The sequence below is a fragment of the Kaistella yananensis genome (genome assembly GCF_026107505.2).
In the GTDB taxonomy this organism is placed as follows: Bacteria; Bacteroidota; Bacteroidia; order Flavobacteriales; family Weeksellaceae; genus Kaistella; species Kaistella yananensis.
This window is the reverse complement of record NZ_JAPCHZ010000005.1, coordinates 50,469-70,997: the sequence shown is the minus strand read 5'-3', so window position 1 is coordinate 70,997 and position 20,529 is coordinate 50,469. Positions and strand designations below refer to the sequence as shown.

At 43.3% G+C, this 20,529-nt stretch carries 17 protein-coding genes; 9 read left to right on the top strand and 8 right to left on the bottom strand.

Annotated features, from left to right (window positions below; genetic code table 11):
• Positions 1-34 precede the first annotated feature (34 nt).
• From OK344_RS09555 to OK344_RS09545, 3 genes are all read left to right on the top strand, one after another.
• Positions 35-1,060: a TonB-dependent receptor plug domain-containing protein gene (locus OK344_RS09555; RefSeq protein WP_265144576.1), complete on the top strand. Its 1,026-nt coding sequence runs from the start codon at positions 35-37 to the stop codon at positions 1,058-1,060.
• Positions 1,061-1,135: 75 nt separating this feature from the next.
• Positions 1,136-3,223, top strand: coding sequence for a SusC/RagA family TonB-linked outer membrane protein (locus OK344_RS09550; protein WP_265144575.1), 2,088 nt, complete (start codon positions 1,136-1,138; stop codon positions 3,221-3,223).
• Between the two features lie 20 nt (positions 3,224-3,243).
• Positions 3,244-4,584: a RagB/SusD family nutrient uptake outer membrane protein gene (locus OK344_RS09545; protein WP_265144574.1), complete on the top strand. Its 1,341-nt coding sequence runs from the start codon at positions 3,244-3,246 to the stop codon at positions 4,582-4,584.
• Positions 4,585-4,645: 61 nt separating this feature from the next.
• Here the strand turns inward: OK344_RS09545 and OK344_RS09540 are convergent, their stop codons facing one another.
• Both OK344_RS09540 and OK344_RS09535 read right to left on the bottom strand, forming a co-directional pair.
• Positions 4,646-4,960, bottom strand: coding sequence for a hypothetical protein (locus tag OK344_RS09540; protein ID WP_265144573.1), 315 nt, complete (start codon positions 4,958-4,960; stop codon positions 4,646-4,648).
• A 214-nt stretch (positions 4,961-5,174) separates the two neighbouring features.
• Positions 5,175-5,597 (bottom strand): MauE/DoxX family redox-associated membrane protein, encoded by a 423-nt coding sequence (locus tag OK344_RS09535; protein ID WP_265144572.1) that lies wholly within the window; start codon positions 5,595-5,597, stop codon positions 5,175-5,177.
• Positions 5,598-5,989: 392 nt separating this feature from the next.
• Here OK344_RS09535 and OK344_RS09530 point away from each other — a divergent pair, with 392 nt between their 5' ends.
• The 3 genes from OK344_RS09530 (at position 5,990) to OK344_RS09520 (ending at position 9,663) form a co-directional block, all read left to right on the top strand.
• Positions 5,990-6,958 carry a hypothetical protein gene (locus OK344_RS09530; RefSeq protein ID WP_265144571.1) on the top strand — a complete coding sequence of 323 codons (969 nt, stop codon included), beginning with the start codon at positions 5,990-5,992 and terminating at the stop codon, positions 6,956-6,958.
• Positions 6,958-7,680: a helix-turn-helix domain-containing protein gene (locus tag OK344_RS09525; RefSeq protein ID WP_265144570.1), complete on the top strand. Its 723-nt coding sequence runs from the start codon at positions 6,958-6,960 to the stop codon at positions 7,678-7,680. The genes OK344_RS09530 and OK344_RS09525 overlap by 1 nt, the downstream gene beginning before the upstream one ends.
• Positions 7,681-7,869: 189 nt before the next feature.
• Positions 7,870-9,663, top strand: a complete 1,794-nt coding sequence (locus tag OK344_RS09520; RefSeq protein ID WP_265144569.1) for an AAA family ATPase — start codon at positions 7,870-7,872, stop codon at positions 9,661-9,663.
• Positions 9,664-11,014: 1,351 nt separating this feature from the next.
• Here OK344_RS09520 and OK344_RS09515 read toward each other — a convergent pair.
• From OK344_RS09515 to OK344_RS09505, 3 genes are all read right to left on the bottom strand, one after another.
• Entirely contained in the window at positions 11,015-12,730 is a 1,716-nt protein-coding gene (locus OK344_RS09515; protein ID WP_265144568.1) for a T9SS-dependent choice-of-anchor J family protein, read from the bottom strand.
• 331 nt (positions 12,731-13,061) lie between these two features.
• Positions 13,062-13,655, bottom strand: coding sequence for a T9SS type A sorting domain-containing protein (locus tag OK344_RS09510; RefSeq protein WP_265144567.1), 594 nt, complete (start codon positions 13,653-13,655; stop codon positions 13,062-13,064).
• Positions 13,645-14,076, bottom strand: a complete 432-nt coding sequence (locus tag OK344_RS09505) for a hypothetical protein (protein ID WP_265144566.1) — start codon at positions 14,074-14,076, stop codon at positions 13,645-13,647. Before OK344_RS09505 ends, OK344_RS09510 begins: the two co-directional genes overlap by 11 nt.
• Positions 14,077-14,506: 430 nt before the next feature.
• Between OK344_RS09505 and OK344_RS09500 the strand changes: the two genes are divergently transcribed.
• Genes OK344_RS09500 through OK344_RS09490 form a run of 3 tightly spaced genes read left to right on the top strand, consistent with a single transcriptional unit; the run spans position 14,507 to position 15,571 of the window.
• Positions 14,507-15,073 carry a dihydrofolate reductase family protein gene (locus OK344_RS09500; protein WP_265144565.1) on the top strand — a complete coding sequence of 189 codons (567 nt, stop codon included), beginning with the start codon at positions 14,507-14,509 and terminating at the stop codon, positions 15,071-15,073.
• A 40-nt stretch (positions 15,074-15,113) separates the two neighbouring features.
• A complete protein-coding gene (locus OK344_RS09495; protein ID WP_265144564.1) occupies positions 15,114-15,254 on the top strand; it encodes a VOC family protein in 141 nt (46 codons plus the stop codon).
• Positions 15,239-15,571 carry a VOC family protein gene (locus OK344_RS09490; RefSeq protein WP_265144563.1) on the top strand — a complete coding sequence of 111 codons (333 nt, stop codon included), beginning with the start codon at positions 15,239-15,241 and terminating at the stop codon, positions 15,569-15,571. Before OK344_RS09495 ends, OK344_RS09490 begins: the two co-directional genes overlap by 16 nt.
• A gap of 66 nt (positions 15,572-15,637) precedes the next feature.
• On the opposite strand, the gene OK344_RS09485 is transcribed toward OK344_RS09490, so the two are convergent.
• The 3 genes from OK344_RS09485 to OK344_RS13490 all read right to left on the bottom strand — a co-directional run bounded on the left by OK344_RS09485 (position 15,638) and on the right by OK344_RS13490 (position 20,350).
• Positions 15,638-17,842: a T9SS-dependent choice-of-anchor J family protein gene (locus OK344_RS09485; RefSeq protein WP_265144562.1), complete on the bottom strand. Its 2,205-nt coding sequence runs from the start codon at positions 17,840-17,842 to the stop codon at positions 15,638-15,640.
• A gap of 350 nt (positions 17,843-18,192) precedes the next feature.
• Positions 18,193-19,908, bottom strand: a complete 1,716-nt coding sequence (locus OK344_RS09480) for a T9SS-dependent choice-of-anchor J family protein (protein WP_265144561.1) — start codon at positions 19,906-19,908, stop codon at positions 18,193-18,195.
• A 331-nt stretch (positions 19,909-20,239) separates the two neighbouring features.
• The gene (locus OK344_RS13490; protein WP_507161291.1) at positions 20,240-20,350 is read right to left on the bottom strand and encodes a T9SS type A sorting domain-containing protein; all 111 of its coding nucleotides are present in this window, start codon (positions 20,348-20,350) and stop codon (positions 20,240-20,242) included.
• Positions 20,351-20,529 lie beyond the last annotated feature (179 nt).

Below are 20,529 nucleotides of genomic sequence, written 5' to 3'. Positions count from 1 at the left end.
AACCGGTGCCCAGTGCATCTTAAAAACAATAAAAATGAATAAAATTTTACTTTCGGGGGCATTATGCTGCGGCATAGGCGCAGCTGCTCAATATACCGTGACGGGCCGCATTACCGATGAACTTACATCGTCCCCACTGCAGCATGTGGTCGTGGGTATACAGAACACGGGTACCGTGACGACGACAGATATTAACGGCACTTTTGAACTTACCTCTGCAGAAAAGAACGCCACGCTGGTATTTTCACGCTCCGATTTCGAACAGAAAATCATTGCTGTAAAACTTCCGCTTACCCAATCGTTAGAGCTTACGCTTACAGGAAAAATTGCTGAAGTGGAAGGGGTCGTATTAACAACCGGCTATCAGAAACTTCCCAAAGAGAGAGCAACGGGTTCTTTCTCTACGGTTAGCAATCAGATGCTGGGCAAACAGGTTTCAGTAAATATTCTGGAGAGGCTGCCGACGGCTGCCAACGGGATTGTACTGAATAAAGGGCTGAAAGAGGGTCCCGGACAAATCATGGTCCGCGGGCTGAGTACTATTAAAGGTCCTACTTCACCATTGATTGTGCTGGATAATTTTCCTTACGAAGGGGATTTCAATACTATTAATCCGAATATTGTAGAAAGCATTACGGTCCTGAAAGATGCTGCCGCATCGAGTATCTGGGGTGCCAGAGCGGCCAATGGCGTTATTGTTATCACCACCAAAACCGGAAAATTCAATCAGCCTCTTTCTCTTGATTTTAATACGTCGCTGACCCTTAGTGATAAGCCGGATCTCTCGAAGCTGCCTGTAATGAATACTTCGGATTTTATTGATGTAGAGACAGTATTATTCGGTAAAGGGTATTACAACAGTGCAATCAATTCAACCCAGCGGCCGGTAATATCCCCGGTGGTGAATCTGCTGAATAAGGCAAAAATCGGAACGATTACCCAGGAAGAGGCTACAGCACAGATCAATACGCTGAGAACAGTGGATGTGCGTGACCAATATCTGAAATATATGTACCGGCCAATGGAAAACCGGCAGTACGCTTTAAACATTTCCGGCTGATACCCTACCTTTTCATGGGCCTCTTCGCTGGGTTATGATGACAACTCAGGCAATCTGGAAGAAAAGTACCGACGGATGAACCTGAAATTTCAGAATACGTGGAAACCCATCTCCCGTTTAACATTGGGAACAGGAGTTTCCTTTAACCAAAGCAAAAACCAAAGCGGGCGCAGTGCATACGGAACCGTAACCGTAAAGAACGCAGGTCTCCCTTATTTAAAATTCGCTGATGAATCAGGCAATGCCCTCGCGGTTCCGAAGCAGTATAATCAGGATTATATCAATGCTCTGGGAGGTGGAAAACTGCTGGACTGGAATTATTATCCTTTAACGGATTGGCAGCATTCCAGATCCACGGGCGAAAATACAGAGTTCATTCTCAACGCCTCCCTCAACTACCGGATCATCAAAGGTCTGGAGGCCGAGGTGAGATACCAGCATCACCGGCAGAACGGCATGTCGGAAAGTCTGTCGGACATGGAGAGCTATTACACGCGGAATTACATCAACCTTTTCACGGTAATAAGTCCGACAGGGTCGGTAACGTATAATGTTCCCAAGGGTGATATTTTCGGAAGATCTACTTCGCTCATAAAAGTCGACAATTTCAGGGGGCAGATGAATTATAACCGAAACTGGAACAGACATCAGTTTTCCGCCCTTCTGGGTGGAGAAAGCCGGTCTGCCAACACACAGTATATCAGCAATCTGTATTATGGATACAATCCTGAGAGCCTGTCTTTCGGTACCGTAAATTTCAGTCAGGCTTTTCCGGTGATGACCGGCGGAACCCGTTTTATCGATAAGGGAACTTCCCTCAATGAACTCAATAATAATTTTGTTTCCACTTTTGCCAATGCGTCCTACACTTTCGACAGCCGCTATACGGTATCTGCGAGTGCAAGAAGGGATGCCAGTAATCTGTTTGGCCTTTCGACCAATGACCTGTGGAACCCATTCTGGTCTGCCGGTCTGGGTTGGGAAGTGTCTAAAGAACCGTTTTACAGCCTTAAGTGGCTCCCTTATCTGAAACTCAGAGGCTCTCTGGGATATAACGGCAATATTGATCCATCCATGGTCGCGGTGACCACGATTAAATATTCGGCCAACAACTCTCAGTTTACCAACAGTCCTATGGCGCAGTTCAATAATTATTACAATCCGAGACTCCGCTGGGAATCTTTGCGGATGCTGAATATCGCCGCAGATTTTGAAACGGCCAATAAACGAATAGGAGGATATGTTGAATTTTTCAGTAAGAAAGGGGAAAACCTTTTCGGAACCGCTCCTATGGATTACACCACCGGCATCACCTCGCTGACGTGGAATGTAGCAGGGATGCAGGGACAGGGAGTAGATGTACAGTTAAGGTCTGTGAACATTGACAGGGCTTTCCGCTGGAACACGCTGATCAACTTCAGTACGTATCATGATCAAGTAACAAAATATTATCTGGCCAATACGTTCGGAAGACAGTTTCTGTTGCCTACGGTGCCCATTTCGGGAGTGGAGGGATTACCTGTTTATTCGGTGTTTGCCTATAAATGGGCAGGGCTGGATCCGGTTACCGGTGATCCGCAGGGATATCTGAACGGTGAACTGAGTAAAGACTACGCAAAGATAACGGGTACAGGGACCGACGTGAAAGACCTGGAATATTTCGGTTCGGCAATTCCAACCGTATACGGAAATTTCACTAACACCTTTTCGTACAGGCAATTCAGTCTGGATATCGGACTTACCTATAAGCTGGGCTACTGGTTCAGAAGGCCGTCCATTAATTACACCAATCTTTTCACGGAATGGATCGGTCACAGCGACTATTCCCAGAGATGGCAGAAACCCGGAGATGAAGCATTCACCATTGTACCCTCCAATCTTTACCAAACCAACACCAACAGGGACGCTTTTTATGCCGGATCAAGTGTACTGGTAGAAAAGGGTGACCATCTCCGGTTACAGTATATTAATGTAACCTACCGTATTGACCGGAATTTATGGAGAAACGCCCCCTTCAAAGCCATAGAACTCTACGCGAATGCCGGTAATCTCGGGATGATTTGGCAGGCCTCTAAAAGCGGCGTTGATCCGGATTATAATTTGGGTAACAACACTGTAATTCCGGGAGCATCTTATACCCTGGGTCTTAAAGCTAATTTTTAAAAACAATTATTATGAAAAAAATGTCACTATTCACACTTGCCGTAGTCCTGCTGCTGCTCGCTGTCTCCTGCAGGGAATTACTGAGCGAAAAATCGGACCTGAAACTTGCTACCCCTGCAACAGTGGAAGACAATCAGGCACTTATTGACCAGTTCGGATTTATGAATGTGGACTTTGCGAGCGTTGGCGAAACCAGTTCAGACGATTTCTATATGACGGATGCAGATTATGACGGATTATATTATGAGCAGGATAAACGGCTCTATACGTGGATGCCTGATCATGTCACAAGGCCTTCATCTGCCGGAAATGCCTGGTCGAGATGTTACCGGGCTATCTACATCAGTAATTCCGTTCTGCACAACCTTGAGACCTACCATCTCACCGGCGCAAAAGCGGATCAGGTAAAAGGGCAGGCTTTGGCTTTAAGAGCAGCGCGGTATCTGGATGCCTCCCAAATCTGGTGCCCCGCCTACCGCCAAAGTTCTGCATCAGGTGAGTTAGGCTTGCCTTTAAGACTGGACCCTGATATGAATACGCCTTCGGTGAGGTCGACAGTGCAGCAGACTTATGACCAGATCCTGAGTGATCTGCACGCTGCACTTCCGCTGCTTCCTGATCAGCAGCTATCGAAAACCAGAATGTCGAAGACGGCGGTGCATGGTCTGCTGGCCCGTACTTATCTTTTTATGGGGAATTACGATAAGGCACTGTTTCATTCCAAACAGGCTTTACTGTTACAGCCGGGACTTATGGATTTTAATACGGTTAACCCAAACGCCGAGTATCCGATTGCTAATCTCAACAAAGAAATCACTTTCTGGTCGGGAATGAGTTATGAATATCATCTTATCCCTGCAAAAATTCCTCAGAATATTTACAGTTCGTATGCTGTAAATGATTTGCGCAGGACGGTATATTTTACCTCCGACGCAAGTAATCAGATTCTGTTCAAAGGATATTATAATAATGAAAACGGTTCGTCCACAGGTGTTGCGGTAGATGAACTTTACCTGATGGCAGCAGAGTGCTATGCGAGGCTTAATCAGGTTTCGGAAGCGATGAGCCATCTGAATCAACTGCTCGTTACCCGCTGGAAAACGGGGACCTATATCCCTTTTACCGCTGCGAATAAAGAAGAGGCACTGGCCATTGTTCTTGCGGAAAGAAGAAAGGAACTGCTCATCCGGGGCCTGCGATGGGCTGACCTGAAAAGGTACAACCGTGACGGTGCAAATATTACCCTGACGAGAACGGTAAACGGAAAGCAATTTGTGCTGCCACCCAATGATCAGAGGTATGCTATTGCCCTTCCGGAGGAGATTGTAGAAATTGCAGGGATTCCTCAGAATCCAAGATAATCCCATATCCTACAACAAAAGAAGCTGACCAATCCGGTCAGCTTCCTCTTTAGGTTTCTCATTACGGACGTCTCTCATCCGGATGAATATCCAAAACCTCGTCATTGGTTTTACCTCCAATCTGATCACTTAAGGAAGTGCCGTCAGGAACCACCATTTTACATGGTCTGTTACCTGAGGTGAGACATGAAGGGCTGATAGAACTGCTCCAATTGCCTACGGTAGCGAATGCTCCTTCAGAAACATCATTACTGTTGTAGTAATAAACAGTTTCTGCTGCTTTTTCCTCTGCCACTTTGTACGACATGATAACCCCTGCGGTCAGCAGGGCTGCTGCCAACATCATGTTGGTTTTTATAAATGTTATATTTTTCATTTTGTGGTCTTTTTACTGAAAAAGATTACCTTAAAAACTTTAAGTTTAAAATTAAGTCGGGTAGTCTGCCTTCTAAGCAGACGGTCGTCTTCGACGCATTGCGGTTCGTCAACCGTTCTGCGTTTCGTGATGCAGACAGGAATTCACTGTTTGCAAAGTTCACTGAATGCCCAGGACATTCTACTCTGAAATGCGTGCACGCTTTTCATTTTTTTTATTTTGATCTTCCTGCCTTCATTGTCATAATGCCAGTGAGGGCAGTGATCATTAATCCTATATTTAAAACTAAATTATCTTTCCACGTCATCTTTTCTAACAGCCCGATGCAGGTGCAGGGAGGGTTTTTACTGTAGAGGAGGATTCCCCCGATATATCCTGCAAAGACGGCCAGCGTCCCGAAAGTTATCCATAAGCCCCAAAACCGGAGCGGGCGGTAACAGAGCAGGATGACGGAGACCGTCTGCAATGCGATAACTCCGTAAGCCAGAGGTTCTCCGTATCCCTGGAGTCCCGGTGACTGTTCGAGCTGGTCCCGGAAGTTCTTGAAACCGGTGGCTTTACTCATTGCTGCATAGGAAAAGAGGACCGCGAAGAAGAGGCTTATACCAAGGGGCCATATTTTTATCAGATTTTTCATTATGCGGGTCTTTTTTACTCATTCTTAGATTGATGATATCAGTGGAACTGAATAGCTGTTCTTTAATTCCAAAGCTAGATTAGAAGGGTATTTTGAAAGAAAAAAGAGAAAGGAGTGCTGATTTATAAACCGTTACATTTCGACTATGCTCAGTGACCTGCGTCACCGTCCGGTGAGCAGTTTGTACATTTTAAGAAAAAAAAGAATCACTGAAGATCAAAAAAATGAAGTGATTTATAAATCGGCACCACAAAAAATACAGCACCATTCCTTTATTCATGACAGATACGGAAGATCTGAGAGATGGTGTTGTTCAATGACTTCAATTTCAGTGTTTCGTGTCTGAAAAAGTGTTAATTTTGAGAGAATAAGAATTGATAAAATGACGGATCATGCAGACGCTCAGACTGTTGATATTGGTATTGCTGTTTTTTGCGGAACTCCTGGCAGCGCAAAAGGGCAGTCAGGCTCCTTATGAGCGGATCATCAGAACGTATGCGCATATTCAGATTAACGATTCGGCTGCGTTGCCTCAGATCAGAGTTCTTATTGCCCTTGCTAAAAAGGAAAATAATGCTGCCCAACTGACTAAGGCCTACCATGATGCGCTCCATTATACCCCGTCGGAAGATCTTAAACTCCGGTACGCAGACAGCGCCATAACGGCGGCACATCTTAGCTGCAAGAATGATCTGATTTCGACCGCCTATCTGGGGAAAGGAATTGTGTATTATTTTAATTATAAAAGATACCGTCCCGCGCTGCAGGAATACTTAAAAGCAATGAGTTACGCCGAAAAGACGGACGATCTTTATCTGATTCATAAGACCGGGTACCATCTTGGGGTGGTAAAAAGTTATTTGGGAGATCACGCTGATGCCATCCGTCATTTTGAATTTGGTGCGGCGTATTTTATGCGGGAAATGGAGAAAAAATCTCATCCCAATTTGCTGCATAATATGAGGAAGGGCTATTATAACAGTATAAGACAGATGGTCTTTTGCCACCAGCGTCTGAATAATGATGCAAAGGCCGACAGCCTCATCAGTATTGGAGAAAGAGGAGTGCCAGACCATCGGGATTTTAAACTGGTAAGAAGTTACTTCCATCAGTTCCGGGGCATCTCAGAATTCGGAAAGGGAATTATACGCAAAGCATGGAAGAACTCGGTAAGGCACTTCCTGAAATTGAAAGAAACAGGGATTTTGCCTGGGCTTGTGTTATTTATTTTTATCTGGGTAAAAACCGGCTTCAGCTGGGGCTGCATCAAACGGCCATGGATCTTTTTAGAAAAGTGGATTCGGTGTACGAACGCCAACAGTTTATATTTCCGGAACTCTGTGAAAATTACAAGCTCCTGATGCACGATGCCCAACACCGAAATCACATGAATGATGCCGTGTACTATTCCGAGGTCCACCGCAAAATAGAGAACCAAATTTCGGCGGATGCGATATACCTTTCTTCCGTACTGAATGCTGAAGGTTTTAAATACGAAAAGGGGAGGTTAACCGAGAGCAAAAGAATGATGACCATTGGGCTGATACTGAGCCTGATTTTGCTGGCCCTCTTCTTTTACCATTACTATCTGGAAAAGGAAACAGAAAAAAGATTTCAGCTGATGCTTGCACCATCCGCGCTTTCCGGTGGAACTTTGTCCGCAGTGATAGAACGGAGAACCGGAAAGTTTACGCTGCCACAAGAAATTTACGACAGGATGCACGAAAAAATGCAGCAATTTGAAGACCGACAACAGTACCTGGAGGCAGGACTGACTGAAAAAATACTGGCTGACCGGTTACGGACCAACACACAATATCTTTCTGCCTTTATCAATATCAGCAAAGGGGTGAATTTCCGGACCTACCTCAATGACCTGCGCATCCGTTATATTGCGAAGCAACTTTCTGAAAATCCGGAATACCTGAAGTACAACAATGATGGCCTGGCAAGCAAGTGCGGTATGGGTTCACGTTCTACCTTTTCCAGGCATTTTTCCAAGATCTACGACATGCCGCCTCAGGAATATATAAAGAAATGCATTAAGGCGGACACGGAAAGAGAGGAGGAGGAGGAGAAGTGATTCAATTTGTCAAAGTTGATCGACGCAGTTCAGCAGAATCTAAGATGGAGAAAAGCACCGAGGACAAGTATTTACAAACAAATAAATATTTCATGGACAATACTTTATAATAAATCAAGTGTTTGTTGTCGGTTTAAAAACTTTCGTATATTTGAGAGTTAGCTACAATTTTATAAAGACAGTTATAATATGAAATTTACATATTTTCAATTCAAGAATTTTAAAGGTATTGAAGATGAAAAGTTAGACTTATCAAAAATACCAGATAGCAACATTTTTACTTTAGTGGGATTAAATGAAAGTGGTAAAACTACAATCTTAGAAGCAATAAATTTTTTCAAACATAAACCTGAAAAATTAGAAGTTCTTGATTTAAAGGAGTTTAAAGTTGAAGATATTCATAGTTTAATTCCTATTAATAAGCGAGACAACTTTAATGACATAATTTCCATTAAAGCAGGAGTTGAAGTTGATGAAACACATATTAAAGAAATAAAAAAAGAGTTTGAAAAAAATGGTTTTAAAATATCCAAAATAGATAGTGTGTTTTCTTACACGCAGAATTACTATTTTGAAAATTCTAAACACATAAAATCCAAAGATGAAAGTTTGTGGTCGTACACAATTCACGGAAGAAAAAAAAATGCAAAGAAAGATAGACCTTTAGATAATGAAAGCGCATTAATTGCAAGCAGATATATTAAGAAACACTTACCAAGTATATTGTATTTTCCAAATTTTTTATTTGAATTTCCTGAAAAAATTTATCTCGATGAAGATGTTTTGGACGAAAAACATCTTTTTTATCAGAAAATTATTCAAGATACTTTAGATTCTCTAGAAAATGATTTGAACATAGCAGACCATTTAATTGCCAGAATCAAATCAGATGACGCAAATGATAAAAGAAATTTAAATAGTTTATTAGGAAAATTACAGAAAAAATTGACTGATGTAATATTTAAAAAATGGAATCAAATTTTTAATAAAGAACTTTCAAAAAATGAAGTTGTCCTTTTTACGGGCTTAGATGATGAAGGCACATTTATTGAGTTTAATATTAAAGATGATGTTGATACATATAGAATTTCTGAAAGATCTTTAGGATTTAGATGGTTTTTTGTTTACATTTTATTTACACAATTTCGTTCTTATCGTAAAGAAAACAAAAATGCATTTTTTCTTTTTGACGAGCCCGCATCTAATCTACATCCTTCTGCACAATCAGAATTATTAAAAAGTTTTGAAAAACTTCCTAAGGTAATCTATACAACTCATAGTCAATATCTAATTAATCCAAAATGGTTAGAAAGTACATTTGTAATAAAAAATGAAGCAATAGATTACGAAAATGAGGAGCAGTATAATTCAAAAAATACAAATATTAAGATAAGTCGGTATCGAGATTTTGCAGTTAAACATCCAAATCAAAGTAGTTATTTCCAACCTATTTTAGAGGTATTAGATTATAAACCATCCAATTTGGAATTAGTTCCAAAAGTTGTTTTTACAGAAGGGAAAAATGATTTTTACACTCTAAATTACTTCAAGAATATTTTAAATATTAAAGAGAAAGTATCTATTATTCCGGGTACTAGTGCTAGTAATTTAGAAACTTTAATAAGTTTATATTTAGGTTGGGGTTCAAAATTCATCATTTTACTAGATGATGACGCAGAAGGAAATAAGCAAAAAAATCGATATATTGAAACCTTCGGTGATATTGTAAAAGATTTAATTTTCACTTTAAAAGATGTGAATAAATATTGGGAAAAATTTGAAATGGAAAAATTAATTGAAGTTACAGATCAACAAAAAATTATAACAGAAATTTATGGCGAATCTAAACTAAACAAGACTCTTTTAAATAGAGGTATACAAGAATTGTTTATAAAAGAGAAAAATCTTGAAATTGAAAATAAAACAAAGGATAATTTTAGAGAAATTTTTGATTTTATGAAAGGGACATTAAAAAAACTGTAGCTAACAGTGTATTGGCAAAAGACGGGGTGAATATTGTCTTTGAGGATTCAGTTAACAATATCCGCAAAAATGCTTTTTCATATTTCTATTTTCCGTAATTTAGAAATCTGAAAAAGCATTTTGCTCAGGTTCGGTCTTCCTTTGAAATTGTCAGCAAAGTAGCCCGTCCTTCGCCAATACTTTTTCCGTTAGCTGTAATGCTTCACCAACTCAACGCTTCAATGAAAATAATTAATTTATTATCAATTTTGACTTTAATTTTCAATGCATTAATTTTAATTGGAACGGGGCACGGATTTGGACCAATAATACTTTTTGAATATATAGTTTTTTTTCAGAATTCATAAAAGGTACTGATACAAATTTAATAGGAAACTATGACGAAAAATTAATTCCTTTTGCAATTCTAAATTTAATATTTCAGATTATTCTTTTGTGTTTAATATTTATTAATCAAAAACTAAAAACGAGAATTATCACAATAATTGTAATTTGCTTAATTCTAAATCTTTTATATTTTACTTATGATTTCGTTCATTCAAATTTATCTCGTTTGACAATAATTAGTGGAATTCCATTTAAAATAAGCGGCTGTTTTTTAATACTGAAAAATAATTCTATAAATATACAATTGAAAAATGAATGATTATTTATATTCATTAGCATTACTTATTCTAATTATTCCATTTTATCTAAACTTAAAAAGAAAAAAGAAGAGGGCAAAATTAGAATACAATCCTATGGAAAATTTAAGAATTTTTCAAAGTTATATTATCATTATAGGATTGATAATTGGAAGTATATACTTTTTAATCCGTTAAAAGTAGCACTACAGCTAACATATTATTAGCGGGGTTGAAGTTTACATCATGAAGATTTTTGCTAAATGTTCTTTCCTTATACTTACAAAGACCAATTATCATAATCCCCGCCAACAGAAATACCCAACTGTTAGCGGCAAGCGTAAACGACAGCCACAGTAAAAACATAACGACAAAAGTAAATGACCAAAATTTCAAATATTGACCTTATTACTTGTGCTGGCAAGTAAACTAACATTTGCACAGACAGATAGTACACGGACACTTGATTACTATTTTAAAATTGTTGACAGTTTGGAATTAGTAGAAATGAAAAAGGTAGGTATTATAACTGACGGAGGCAGTGCCAAATGCATTGGTCAATGCTGAATTTTGAGGAATCTCCCGGCCAAATACAGATTCTTCAATCCATTCTATTCCGCTCGGAAACTGAAGATTTGACGCGGTCAATCACCGCGGTAAAGAAAACCGAACACCCGTAAAAAAGGTCACCTTCCGGCGACCTTTGCTTATTTAAAAAAGAGCAGCTGTTATTTCTTAATAAACTTCACCTGCTGTTTACCTTTTACGGTGATAATTTTAAGCACATACATGCCTGTCGGAAGCTGGGATACTTCCAGCTGATCGAGTGATCGGTTGTGTTTTAAGCTCATCAGTTTACCGTCTGCAGCATATACCTGAAGATTCAGGACTTTTTCTTTTGAGGCAATTTTCAGCACATCGGTTACCGGATTAGGATAGACGCTGATGAGCTGGGTGAGGTCCGCCGCGGTAGTTCCCAACGTAGGGTCCTGCTGTACTTCGAGTCTTAGGGCGTACGATTTGGCGAAATTGCTTCCAAAATCCTCATTGTGTGCCCAGACGCCTAAAGGATTACCCGGCCAGTTCACGAAAGTAGTTCCCGGCGTGAAGATATCGTTGGTCATGCCAACGGTAAGTATGGCATCAAGTTCTACCGCGGTAAGCACATAGGTGCCCGGCGCTAGAACTACCGGTGCGCCTGCAAAAGAAAGGGTAGTGGTGAAAGCTGCGGTACCTTTGGTCTGGGTCGCCGTTTCTGCGATAATGGTCAGTGGTTTGCCCGTGGCAGGATCCACATTCCATAAAGCCAGACGGTAGGTGGCAGCTTCTGCACTTTCACCGAAACTCACCGTGGCTCCTGTAGCCACAGACGTTACTTTGGTTGTGAAGGCCTGCCCCAGATACCCCTGCGTATTGGCACCAATTCCCAAAGTGCCTGCAGGAACACCGCTGTCGCGAGCCATGGTAGATTCTGTAATTTGGAATTCCAGGGATTGCTTCATGTTGTTCGTAGGGTTTTGGTCCTGAGAAGTCAGAGCCACTTCGTAACGGATCCGGTATTTTCCCTTCGCCAGCATCGGCATCGCCGGAAAATCCGGTGAAGATTCCTGTTGCGGATTCAGCGTCATGGCCACTGACAGCACTGTAGCGATAACCTGGTCCGTTTCGTTAATCAGACTGGCTCTGATGCGGGCACCGGTAAGCGTTGTCGATCCCATGTTTTTAATCGTGGCATTTAAAGGGAGGCCTGCGGCAGAATGAGAAAGTGGGTATTGGGTATATTCGTAATTCTTTACCGCAGTAATGGCAGCGTCAGTATTGTTCAGAGCAGACACTTCAACATCATCAATGACAAGAATAAATTTATCGGTGGAATTATTGCGGAAGGCAATTCTGAAGGTTTTGTTTCTGTAACTGTTCAGGCTCACACTTCTTTCAGTCCAGCTGCTGTTTTCTGCCGCAATGTTAAAGAGCTGTACCGATGAGGTGAGTTGATTGCCCATCACTCCAGGTCCGCCGGTAGGCTCTGTAGGATCCACCATAATTCTCACCTCATATCCATCCGCATATGCTGGATCATAGGCTTTGGCATTCCACTTTAAGACTACATCGGCACCGGTATCGGGTACCGTGATTTTTGGGGTCCACATCCAGTCGTCGGCCTGCCCGGAAGGACTGTACCATGAGGTGCTGAATGCTACGGAATCGATGACATTGGTCTGAAAATCTTCTCGTCTTTCCCATGCCTCATTCACATACGCCACAGATCCGGAAGGAGTTTTATTATCGACGTTCCTGAGCAGCCAGCCCGGAGGGAATTTATAGGTGCCCGCACCGCCGGTGGTAGATCCGTTGATCCCGTCGAAAGTTTCTTTGAAAATTACCTGTGAATAACTGAAAATTCCCAGCATAATCAACAGGAAAACTGATAATCGTTTCTTCATAATAATGGTTTAAAAAATTTGTCGCTAAAAGTAACATCATTGATCGAATACACCAAAAACGAGAGGGGGACAAATGAGGGACAAAATGTTGTGCAAATCAGTGATATTGGTAATCAGCTGTTTAGCTGTTATTCGCTCCTGGTAAATGATGAACTTTATGCACTTGCAGACTGAAACACGATAGGAGAAAGGGCAATCTCTGGAAATACGCTTAGTCCATCCCCAAAGGAACGTGATGGACTGTACAGAACAAACCTCCTTTAAATGGTTTTGAAGAAGGTTTTGCAATGTTAAGATTTCGGATGAGCTTTATCCTTTTCGTGGCATCAGTTTACAGCTTCATCAGTTTTGTAATCTTCGGACTTTCGCTGCTATTAATTTTTAACAGATAGTTGCCCTTCGGAAGGTCAGAAATCTGATATTCATCGGCACTTCTCAGCACTTTTACCGTTCTTCCGCCGGCATCTAATACTTCTACTGAGCTGATCGCCCGTTTTCCCGGATTGCTGATTCTGAAATGGTCTTTTACCGGATTAGGGTAAACTTTAATTCTGTTATCATACTGCATCACGGCATCGGTCCCCAGATTACCCGTGGTGAAGGTGATGACAAATGGCATATCCAGAGGATAATCCGGTGCCGTGGAAGGATTTCCTAAGTCAATAATTGAAGTCCATATTCCATCGATGGCATCGTATTGCTTGGCATTGAAGTCGGATAACCCTCTTGTTCCTTCAATGGTTACCGGAGGTAAAAAGCCGGCATTAGCGGTAACAGCATTCTGTAACTGATACTTAATCCAATAGGTTCCGGATGGTAAACTAACTGGAGTATAGGCTGTAACCTTCCATATTTTTCGGTTCGTTGGGGGAGTTGAAGCAACCGGAATTGTACTGTGACCGGTTCTGTACATATTAGCATCCACTCGAAATAAACCGATTCGTCGTATCGTCTCCAAAAACACTTACTGCACCTGTGACAGAAGGGTCTGAACTGAATATATTAACTCTTACGGTATTGAAAGGAGAAGCAGTTCCGGTATAATAAGTCTGGTACGCAAAAAAATCGATACGGGTAATATTCCATTGGGTATTTGCTGGAACGGTAAAATCGTCTGCAAGAAAATAGCTTGTGGTAGCAGAACTGTACATACCACCCAACCCAAAGGTGGTGTTAGCTTCTGTAGTGTTTCCTGTATTGTTTTCAAGTTCAGACAAGGTATAGCCTGCAGGAGCGGCAACACCACTTTTTGAGGTAGCTCCTGTGCTCAAACCTCCATTGGTATAGGTTTGGGCAAAAGTGAAGGATGCTGCTAAAACGGCAGCACTAAGTAAACACTTTATCATAATATCTATTTAGGTTATTATCTTTTCAATCCGGTAATGAATGAGAGCATTCTTAGTAGGGGTCTCAGTTGGATTGCTCATACTAAGTAATCAGTTTAAATGAATTTTCAGAATTAAGACCACCGCAAAATAAAGGGATTTATCTCCTGCAGCGTATAGGCTATAGGGTGACAAATGGGGGACAAATGCTGCTGGGTGCTATAATCATCAGTTAATCAGTGGTTTGGTTTCTAAATCTTAGGATGCTTTTTTGACCTTCCGGCGGCATGCTGATCTGGAAATCAACGTTTTTGACGGATTGGATCCAGAGGTTTTTGTAACTTAGCGTAAACATTGGTGGGTAGAAGTGACCTTAGAAAAGATGAAATTTGAGTCACCGCGGGGTGAGCGCACCTGTAATAACGGAACTGATCCATTTAAAAAATAACCTGTGAGAAAACTGATTGCGGCGGTGAATATAACGATAGACGGGGTGGTGGACCATACCGCGGGTCTGCCTGATGAAGAACTTCATCAGCATTACATCGATCTTCTTTACAGCGCAGACGTGATGCTCTACGGAAGAAAAACGTATGAACTCATGCAGTACTGGCAGACCGTGCTGACTCATCCGACAGGGATCAGAGAACAGGATGATTTCGCGCATGCCATCGACCGGATCCGGAAGGTTGTTTTCTCGCGCCACCTCAAACAAACCGGCTGGGAGACCGCTACCCTTGCCACTGAACCTCCGGAAGTGCTTGCAGTTGATTTAAAACAGCAGTCCGGACGTGATATTCTTATCGGCAGCCCGGGTTTAATCATCCGGTTTCTGCAGCTTCATCTGATCGATGAGCTGCAGCTCTGTGTACATCCGGTTATTGCCGGCAGCGGAAGACTTTTATTTGAAGACCTGAAGGACCGCCATCTGTTCAGGCTTATTAAAACCAAAGCGCTGCACAGCGGAGCGGTAATACTGTATTATCAATCCACAGGCAACGATGAAGGAACACGGTAGCAGATGAATATGAAACTGTTTCACTTTAAGAATAGTAAACATGAACGCACAGGATGTAGTCCGAATGGACAATACGGGAATCGTGGTGGAAGCTCTGGATGATGCCATTGCATTTTTTCAGGAACTGGGCATGACGCTGGAGGGAAAAACGATGATTAAAGGAGAGTGGGCGGCCGTGTAACGGGTCTCGGGGACCAGGCCGTAGAAATTGCCATGATGGTTACTCCGGACGGGCACAGCCGCCTTGAACTTTCAAGATTTATCTCTCCCCCAATCGCTTCCGATCACCGAAAGGCGCCTGTGAATGCTTTAGGCTATCTGCGCGTGATGTTTGCTGTTGCAGATCTGGAGGGAACGCTGGCGCGGCTTTATTCGCACGGGGCAGTGATGATGGGAGAAGTGGTGAGGTATGAGAATTCCTATAAACTCTGTTATATCCGCGGACCGGAAGGGATTCTGATCGGTTTGGCGGAGCCATTTTCAGACCTAAAAAAATAGGGTTAATCGATACAAAAAGCCACTGCAGCAATGCAGTGGCTTTACATTAATAATGAACTGAAATATCTATTTTTTAATCAGCTTCACCGTTTGGAGTCCCTCATCGGTAAAGATCTGAAGCAGGTAGATTCCCTGGGTAAGATCCTGAATATTTATTTTGCGGTCGGCGTTCAGTGTTTTTTCAGCTGCTTTTCTTGCATCGGCCGAGAAAATCACCACGCGGCTTATTTTCGCATTTCCCGTGAAGGCAACGGTTTCGCGTGCGGGATTTGGGTATATCTGAATTTTAAGGTGACCGGCTGCCTGCTCAGTACCCAAAGACACATTATACGCAAGAACCGCTAATGAGGATGTAGACTCGCATCCGCTTACCGTCTGCGTCGCATAGTAGGTGGTGTTGTTTACAATAAGGGTCTGGGCCGGAAGTTCATTCTGATGCAGTGCCGCATCCACTGCTGAAGCGTACCATTTGATATTGCTTCCGTTAACCGTCAATGCACTAAGCGCATCACCGGCATTAAAACTCTGTGTCGCCTGTCCCGTAGGAGCGGAGGTAGAATTTACCGTGAGTACCGCAGTAGTGGTAGCTGCTGCTGGCGTACATGTTCCTGTTGCGATTAACCGGTATACATATCCGTTCATTGAAGTGGTAACGCCCGTAATATTCAGACTCGCGGACGTCACTCCGGAATAGATTCCTCCGTTGCTGATATTTGTAAATCCTGCACCCTGATCTACCTGCCACTGATAGCCTGTAGCATTTACTACAGTAGCGGAGAATGTTGTAGCCGCACCTGCACAGACTGTTTTTGCCCCAGGCTGCGCGGTAATAGCCGGCGCGGATTTCACGATAAGTACTGCGCTGTTGGAGATGGCTGGCTCACAGAGACCTGTGGCTACCATACGGTATTTGCTGCCATTAAGGGACGCCGGTGCACCGGTGATGGTAAGGGTAGAAGTGGAGGCACCCGAGTAGATACCACTGTTGGTGATGTCCGTAAATCCAGCGCCGCTATCCACCTGCCACTGATATCCTGTAGCATTGCTGGCGGCAGCGAAAATCTGCGTGCTGCCTCCTGAACATAAGGTGCTTCCTGTAGGCTGTGCTGTGATGGTTATTGCTGGATTTACAACGATTGTTTTACTTATGCTATACGTGCAGCCGTAAGGGTCTGTATAGGTGTAGGTGATGGCCTGGGTTCCTACGGCAGGATCAAACTGGCCACCGGTTACGCCGGTTCCGCTGTATGTTCCTCCTGCAGGAAAACCTTCGGACAGGGTATAAATTGCACTATTGGTACAAAGAACCGGGAAATCGGAAAGTGTGGCGACGTTGCTTCGGCAGAGCGAAGTTATAGAATAGCTCGCCGATCCAGAACATCCGCTCGCATCATTGACGGTCACAGTGAAATTGAAGGTTCCTGTAGCGGTAGGGGTTCCGGAGATTGTTCCTGCTGCTGAGAGCGATAATCCCGGCGGAAGCGCCCCTGAGGTCACCATAAAATTCGGTGCTCCAAGCGCACCGGTCTGCGTAAGCTGTGCAGTGTAGGCAACCCCTGCCTGCGCATTGGCCAGTGATCCGGAAGGGGTCATGGCAAATGCCTGGCATACATACGGGGTGTAATCCACCTGATCAATCCCGATATAATCTGAATTGGTGCCTAAACTTCCGGCACCTGTTACAAAATAGCGGAAGGCAATCCGTCCGGATGTTGGTGCAGGGAGTCCTGAAACGGTAATCGTAAACTTAGTCCAGACCTGAGGGTAAACATTCGCCACCAATGTGGGATTGATGCTGAGAAGCACGGTGGTGAAATCACCAACAGCCGTGGCACCCGCGCCTACATTGGTGCTTGCGCCATTGGTGCTCATACGGACTTCCAGACGGTCCGGATAATCGGTCTGTCCACCTCCTATAGTTGGTTTCCGGGTATAAAAAGTAAATACATCACCATTTCTTAAGGTTCGGTTTGGAGTCATGAGCCAGTTGCTAATGGTCCCTGTACTCCCCGTACTGTTGAAGTTGACTGCAATGTAGGAGTTTGCTGCGCCATTAAATGAGTTAAAAGGCCCGGGCGTTGGAGTCGCGGTGGTGGAGGTGCCCTGAAACCAGCTGAGCGATCCCACCGGCGAACTGTTGTTCTGCATCACCCAACCGCTTGCTGAAAGCGTGGTGATGTCATCGAAATTCTGTGAAAATGACTGTGCGAAATTCATCTGTGCACAGAACAGAAAAACAGAGAGTAGTAATTTAAGATAAAGTTTTCTCATTGTTCATTGTTTAATAGTTATCTGATTATTTGAGGACGGATTTTTTTTAGGTTAATCTCACCGGTCATTCTTTTGTCACCTTGCAGAATAACCGACGGCAAAATAAAGTGAATGCATGCATTCTGACAAAAAAGCAGGGGGGACAAATGGGGGACAAATTTATTTTTCACTATTATTCTGCTGTGATTGAATACTTTATATATGGGCGTCGCCGGGCTTTTGAAGTCTGATCAGGATTTCAGGACCGGAAAATCTTTACTGACCGTGTGAAAATTATCCCGGCAGTTTTAAAATTTCCTCCACAGAAAAAGGTTACCGGAATGGTAACCTTTGATCATTTTAAAGAACACTTATTTCTTAATGAATTTCACCTGCTGTTCACCTTTCGCGGTGGTGAGTTTAAGCACATACATCCCTGCAGGAAGCTGAGTCACATCCAGGTGATCGAGTGATGGGTTAGATTTTACCTTCACCACTTTGCCGTCTGCAGCGTAGACCTGAAGATTCAGTACTTTCTCTTTTGAAGCGATCTTAAGAACATCAGTTACCGGGTTCGGATAAATGTTGATCAGTTTGGAGAGATCTGCCGCGGAGGTTCCCAACGTAGGATCCTGCTGTACTTCGAGTCTTAAGGCGTACGATTTAGCAAAATTGCTTCCAAAATCCTCATTGTGTGCCCAGACGCCTAAAGGATTACCCGGCCAGTTCACGAAAGTAGTTCCCGGCGTGAAGATATCGTTGGTCATGCCAACGGTAAGTATGGCATCAAGTTCTACCGCGGTAAGCACATAGGTGCCCGGCGCTAGAACTACCGGTGCGCCTGCAAAAGAAAGGGTAGTGGTCAAAGCTGCGGTACCTTTGGTCTGGGTCGCCGTTTCTGCGATAATGGTCAGTGGTTTGCCCGTGGCAGGATCCACATTCCATAAAGCCAGACGGTAGGTGGCAGCTTCTGCACTTTCACCGAAACTCACCGTGGCTCCTGTAGCCACAGACGTTACTTTGGTTGTGAAGGCCTGCCCCAGATACCCCTGCGTATTGGCACCAATTCCCAAAGTGCCTGCAGGAACACCGCTGTCGCGAGCCATGGTAGATTCTGTAATTTGCAATTCCAGGGATTGCTTCATGTTGTTCGTAGGGTTTTGGTCCGGAGAAGCCAGAGCCACTTCGTAACGGATCCGGTATTTTCCCTTCGCCAGCACCGGCATCGCCGGAAAATCCGGTGAAGATTCCTGTTGCGGATTCAGCGTCATGGCCACTGACAGCACTGTAGCGATAACCTGGTCCGTTTCGTTAATCAGACTGGCTCTGATGCGGGCACCGGTAAGCGTTGCCGATCCCATGTTTTTAATCGTGGCATTTAAAGGGAGGCCTGCGGCAGAATGAGAAAGTGGGTATTGGGTATATTCGTAATTCTTTACCGCAGTAATGGCAGCGTCAGTATTGTTCAGAGCAGACACTTCAACATCATCAATGACAAGAATAAATTTATCGGTGGAATTATTGCGGAAGGCAATTCTGAAGGTTTTGTTTCTGTAACTGTTCAGGCTCACACTTCTTTCAGTCCAGCTGCTGTTTTCTGCCGCAATGTTAAAGAGCTGAACCGATGAGGTGAGCTGATTGCCCATCACTCCAGGTCCGCCGGTAGGCTCTGTAGGATCCACCATAATTCTCACCTCATATCCATCCGCATATGCTGGATCATAGGCTTTGGCATTCCACTTTAAGACTACATCGGCACCGGTATCGGGTACCGTGATTTTTGGGGTCCACATCCAGTCGTCTGCCTGTCCTGCCGGTTCGTAGTACGAGGTACTGAACGCTACGGAATCAATCACGTTGGTCTGAAAATCTTCCCTTCTTTCCCACGCCTCATTCACATAGCCAACCTGGCTGAAGGGAGTTTTATTATCGACGTTCCGGAGCAGCCAGCCCGGAGGGAAGTTATAGGTACCCGGACCGCCGGTGGCAGATCCGCTGATTCCGTCGAACGTTTCTTTGAAAATTACCTGTGAATAACTGAAAATTCCCAGCATAATCAACAGGAAAACTGATAATCGTTTTTTCATAATAATGGTTTAAAAAATTTGTCGCTAAAAGTAACATCAGTGATCGAATGCACCAAAAACGAGAGGGGGACAAATGAGGGACAAAATGTTGTGCAAATCAGTGATATTGGTAATCAGCTGTTTAGCTGTTATTCGCTCCTGGTAAATGATGAACTTTATGCACTTGCAGACTGAAACACGATAGGAGAAAGGGCAATCTGTGGAAATACGCTTAGTCCATCACCAAAGGAACGTGATGGACTGTACAGAACAAACCTCCTTTAAATGGTTTTGAAGAAGGTTTTGCAGTGTTAAGATTTCGGATGAGCTTTATCCTTTTCGTGGCATCAGTTTACAGCTTCATCAGTTTTGTAATCTTCGGACTTTCGCTGCTGTTAATTTTTAACAGATAGTTGCCCTTCGGAAGGTCAGAAATCTGATATTCATCGGCACTTCTCAGCAATTTTACCGTTCTTCCGCCGGCATCTTAAAGGCTTTCAGCGTCTTTCTTTGTATAGGGAATCTCCGGTAATGTACATAGAACTTCGCTCATCATCGGGCTTTCAACAGGTATATTATACGCATGGCAGAGGTGCAGATCTGCTTTCAGGCCTATCGCAAGGTTCAGGGCTAAACGTGCAG

Bases quoted from the DNA above. Each gene is read 5' to 3' on its own strand.
- OK344_RS09535 (WP_265144572.1), bottom strand. From the start codon at position 5,597: ATGAAAAATCTGATAAAAATATGGCCCCTTGGTATAAGCCTCTTCTTC.
- OK344_RS09530 (WP_265144571.1), top strand. From the start codon at position 5,990: ATGCAGACGCTCAGACTGTTGATATTGGTATTGCTGTTTTTTGCGGAA.
- OK344_RS09485 (WP_265144562.1), bottom strand. From the start codon at position 17,842: ATGAGAAAACTTTATCTTAAATTACTACTCTCTGTTTTTCTGTTCTGT.
- OK344_RS09555 (WP_265144576.1), top strand. From the start codon at position 35: ATGAATAAAATTTTACTTTCGGGGGCATTATGCTGCGGCATAGGCGCA.
- OK344_RS09505 (WP_265144566.1), bottom strand. From the start codon at position 14,076: ATGATAAAGTGTTTACTTAGTGCTGCCGTTTTAGCAGCATCCTTCACT.
- OK344_RS09540 (WP_265144573.1), bottom strand. From the start codon at position 4,960: ATGAAAAATATAACATTTATAAAAACCAACATGATGTTGGCAGCAGCC.
- OK344_RS09520 (WP_265144569.1), top strand. From the start codon at position 7,870: ATGAAATTTACATATTTTCAATTCAAGAATTTTAAAGGTATTGAAGAT.
- OK344_RS09545 (WP_265144574.1), top strand. From the start codon at position 3,244: ATGTCACTATTCACACTTGCCGTAGTCCTGCTGCTGCTCGCTGTCTCC.
- OK344_RS09550 (WP_265144575.1), top strand. From the start codon at position 1,136: ATGAACCTGAAATTTCAGAATACGTGGAAACCCATCTCCCGTTTAACA.
- OK344_RS09515 (WP_265144568.1), bottom strand. From the start codon at position 12,730: ATGAAGAAACGATTATCAGTTTTCCTGTTGATTATGCTGGGAATTTTC.
- OK344_RS09495 (WP_265144564.1), top strand. From the start codon at position 15,114: ATGAACGCACAGGATGTAGTCCGAATGGACAATACGGGAATCGTGGTG.
- OK344_RS09480 (WP_265144561.1), bottom strand. From the start codon at position 19,908: ATGAAAAAACGATTATCAGTTTTCCTGTTGATTATGCTGGGAATTTTC.
- OK344_RS09525 (WP_265144570.1), top strand. From the start codon at position 6,958: ATGCACGATGCCCAACACCGAAATCACATGAATGATGCCGTGTACTAT.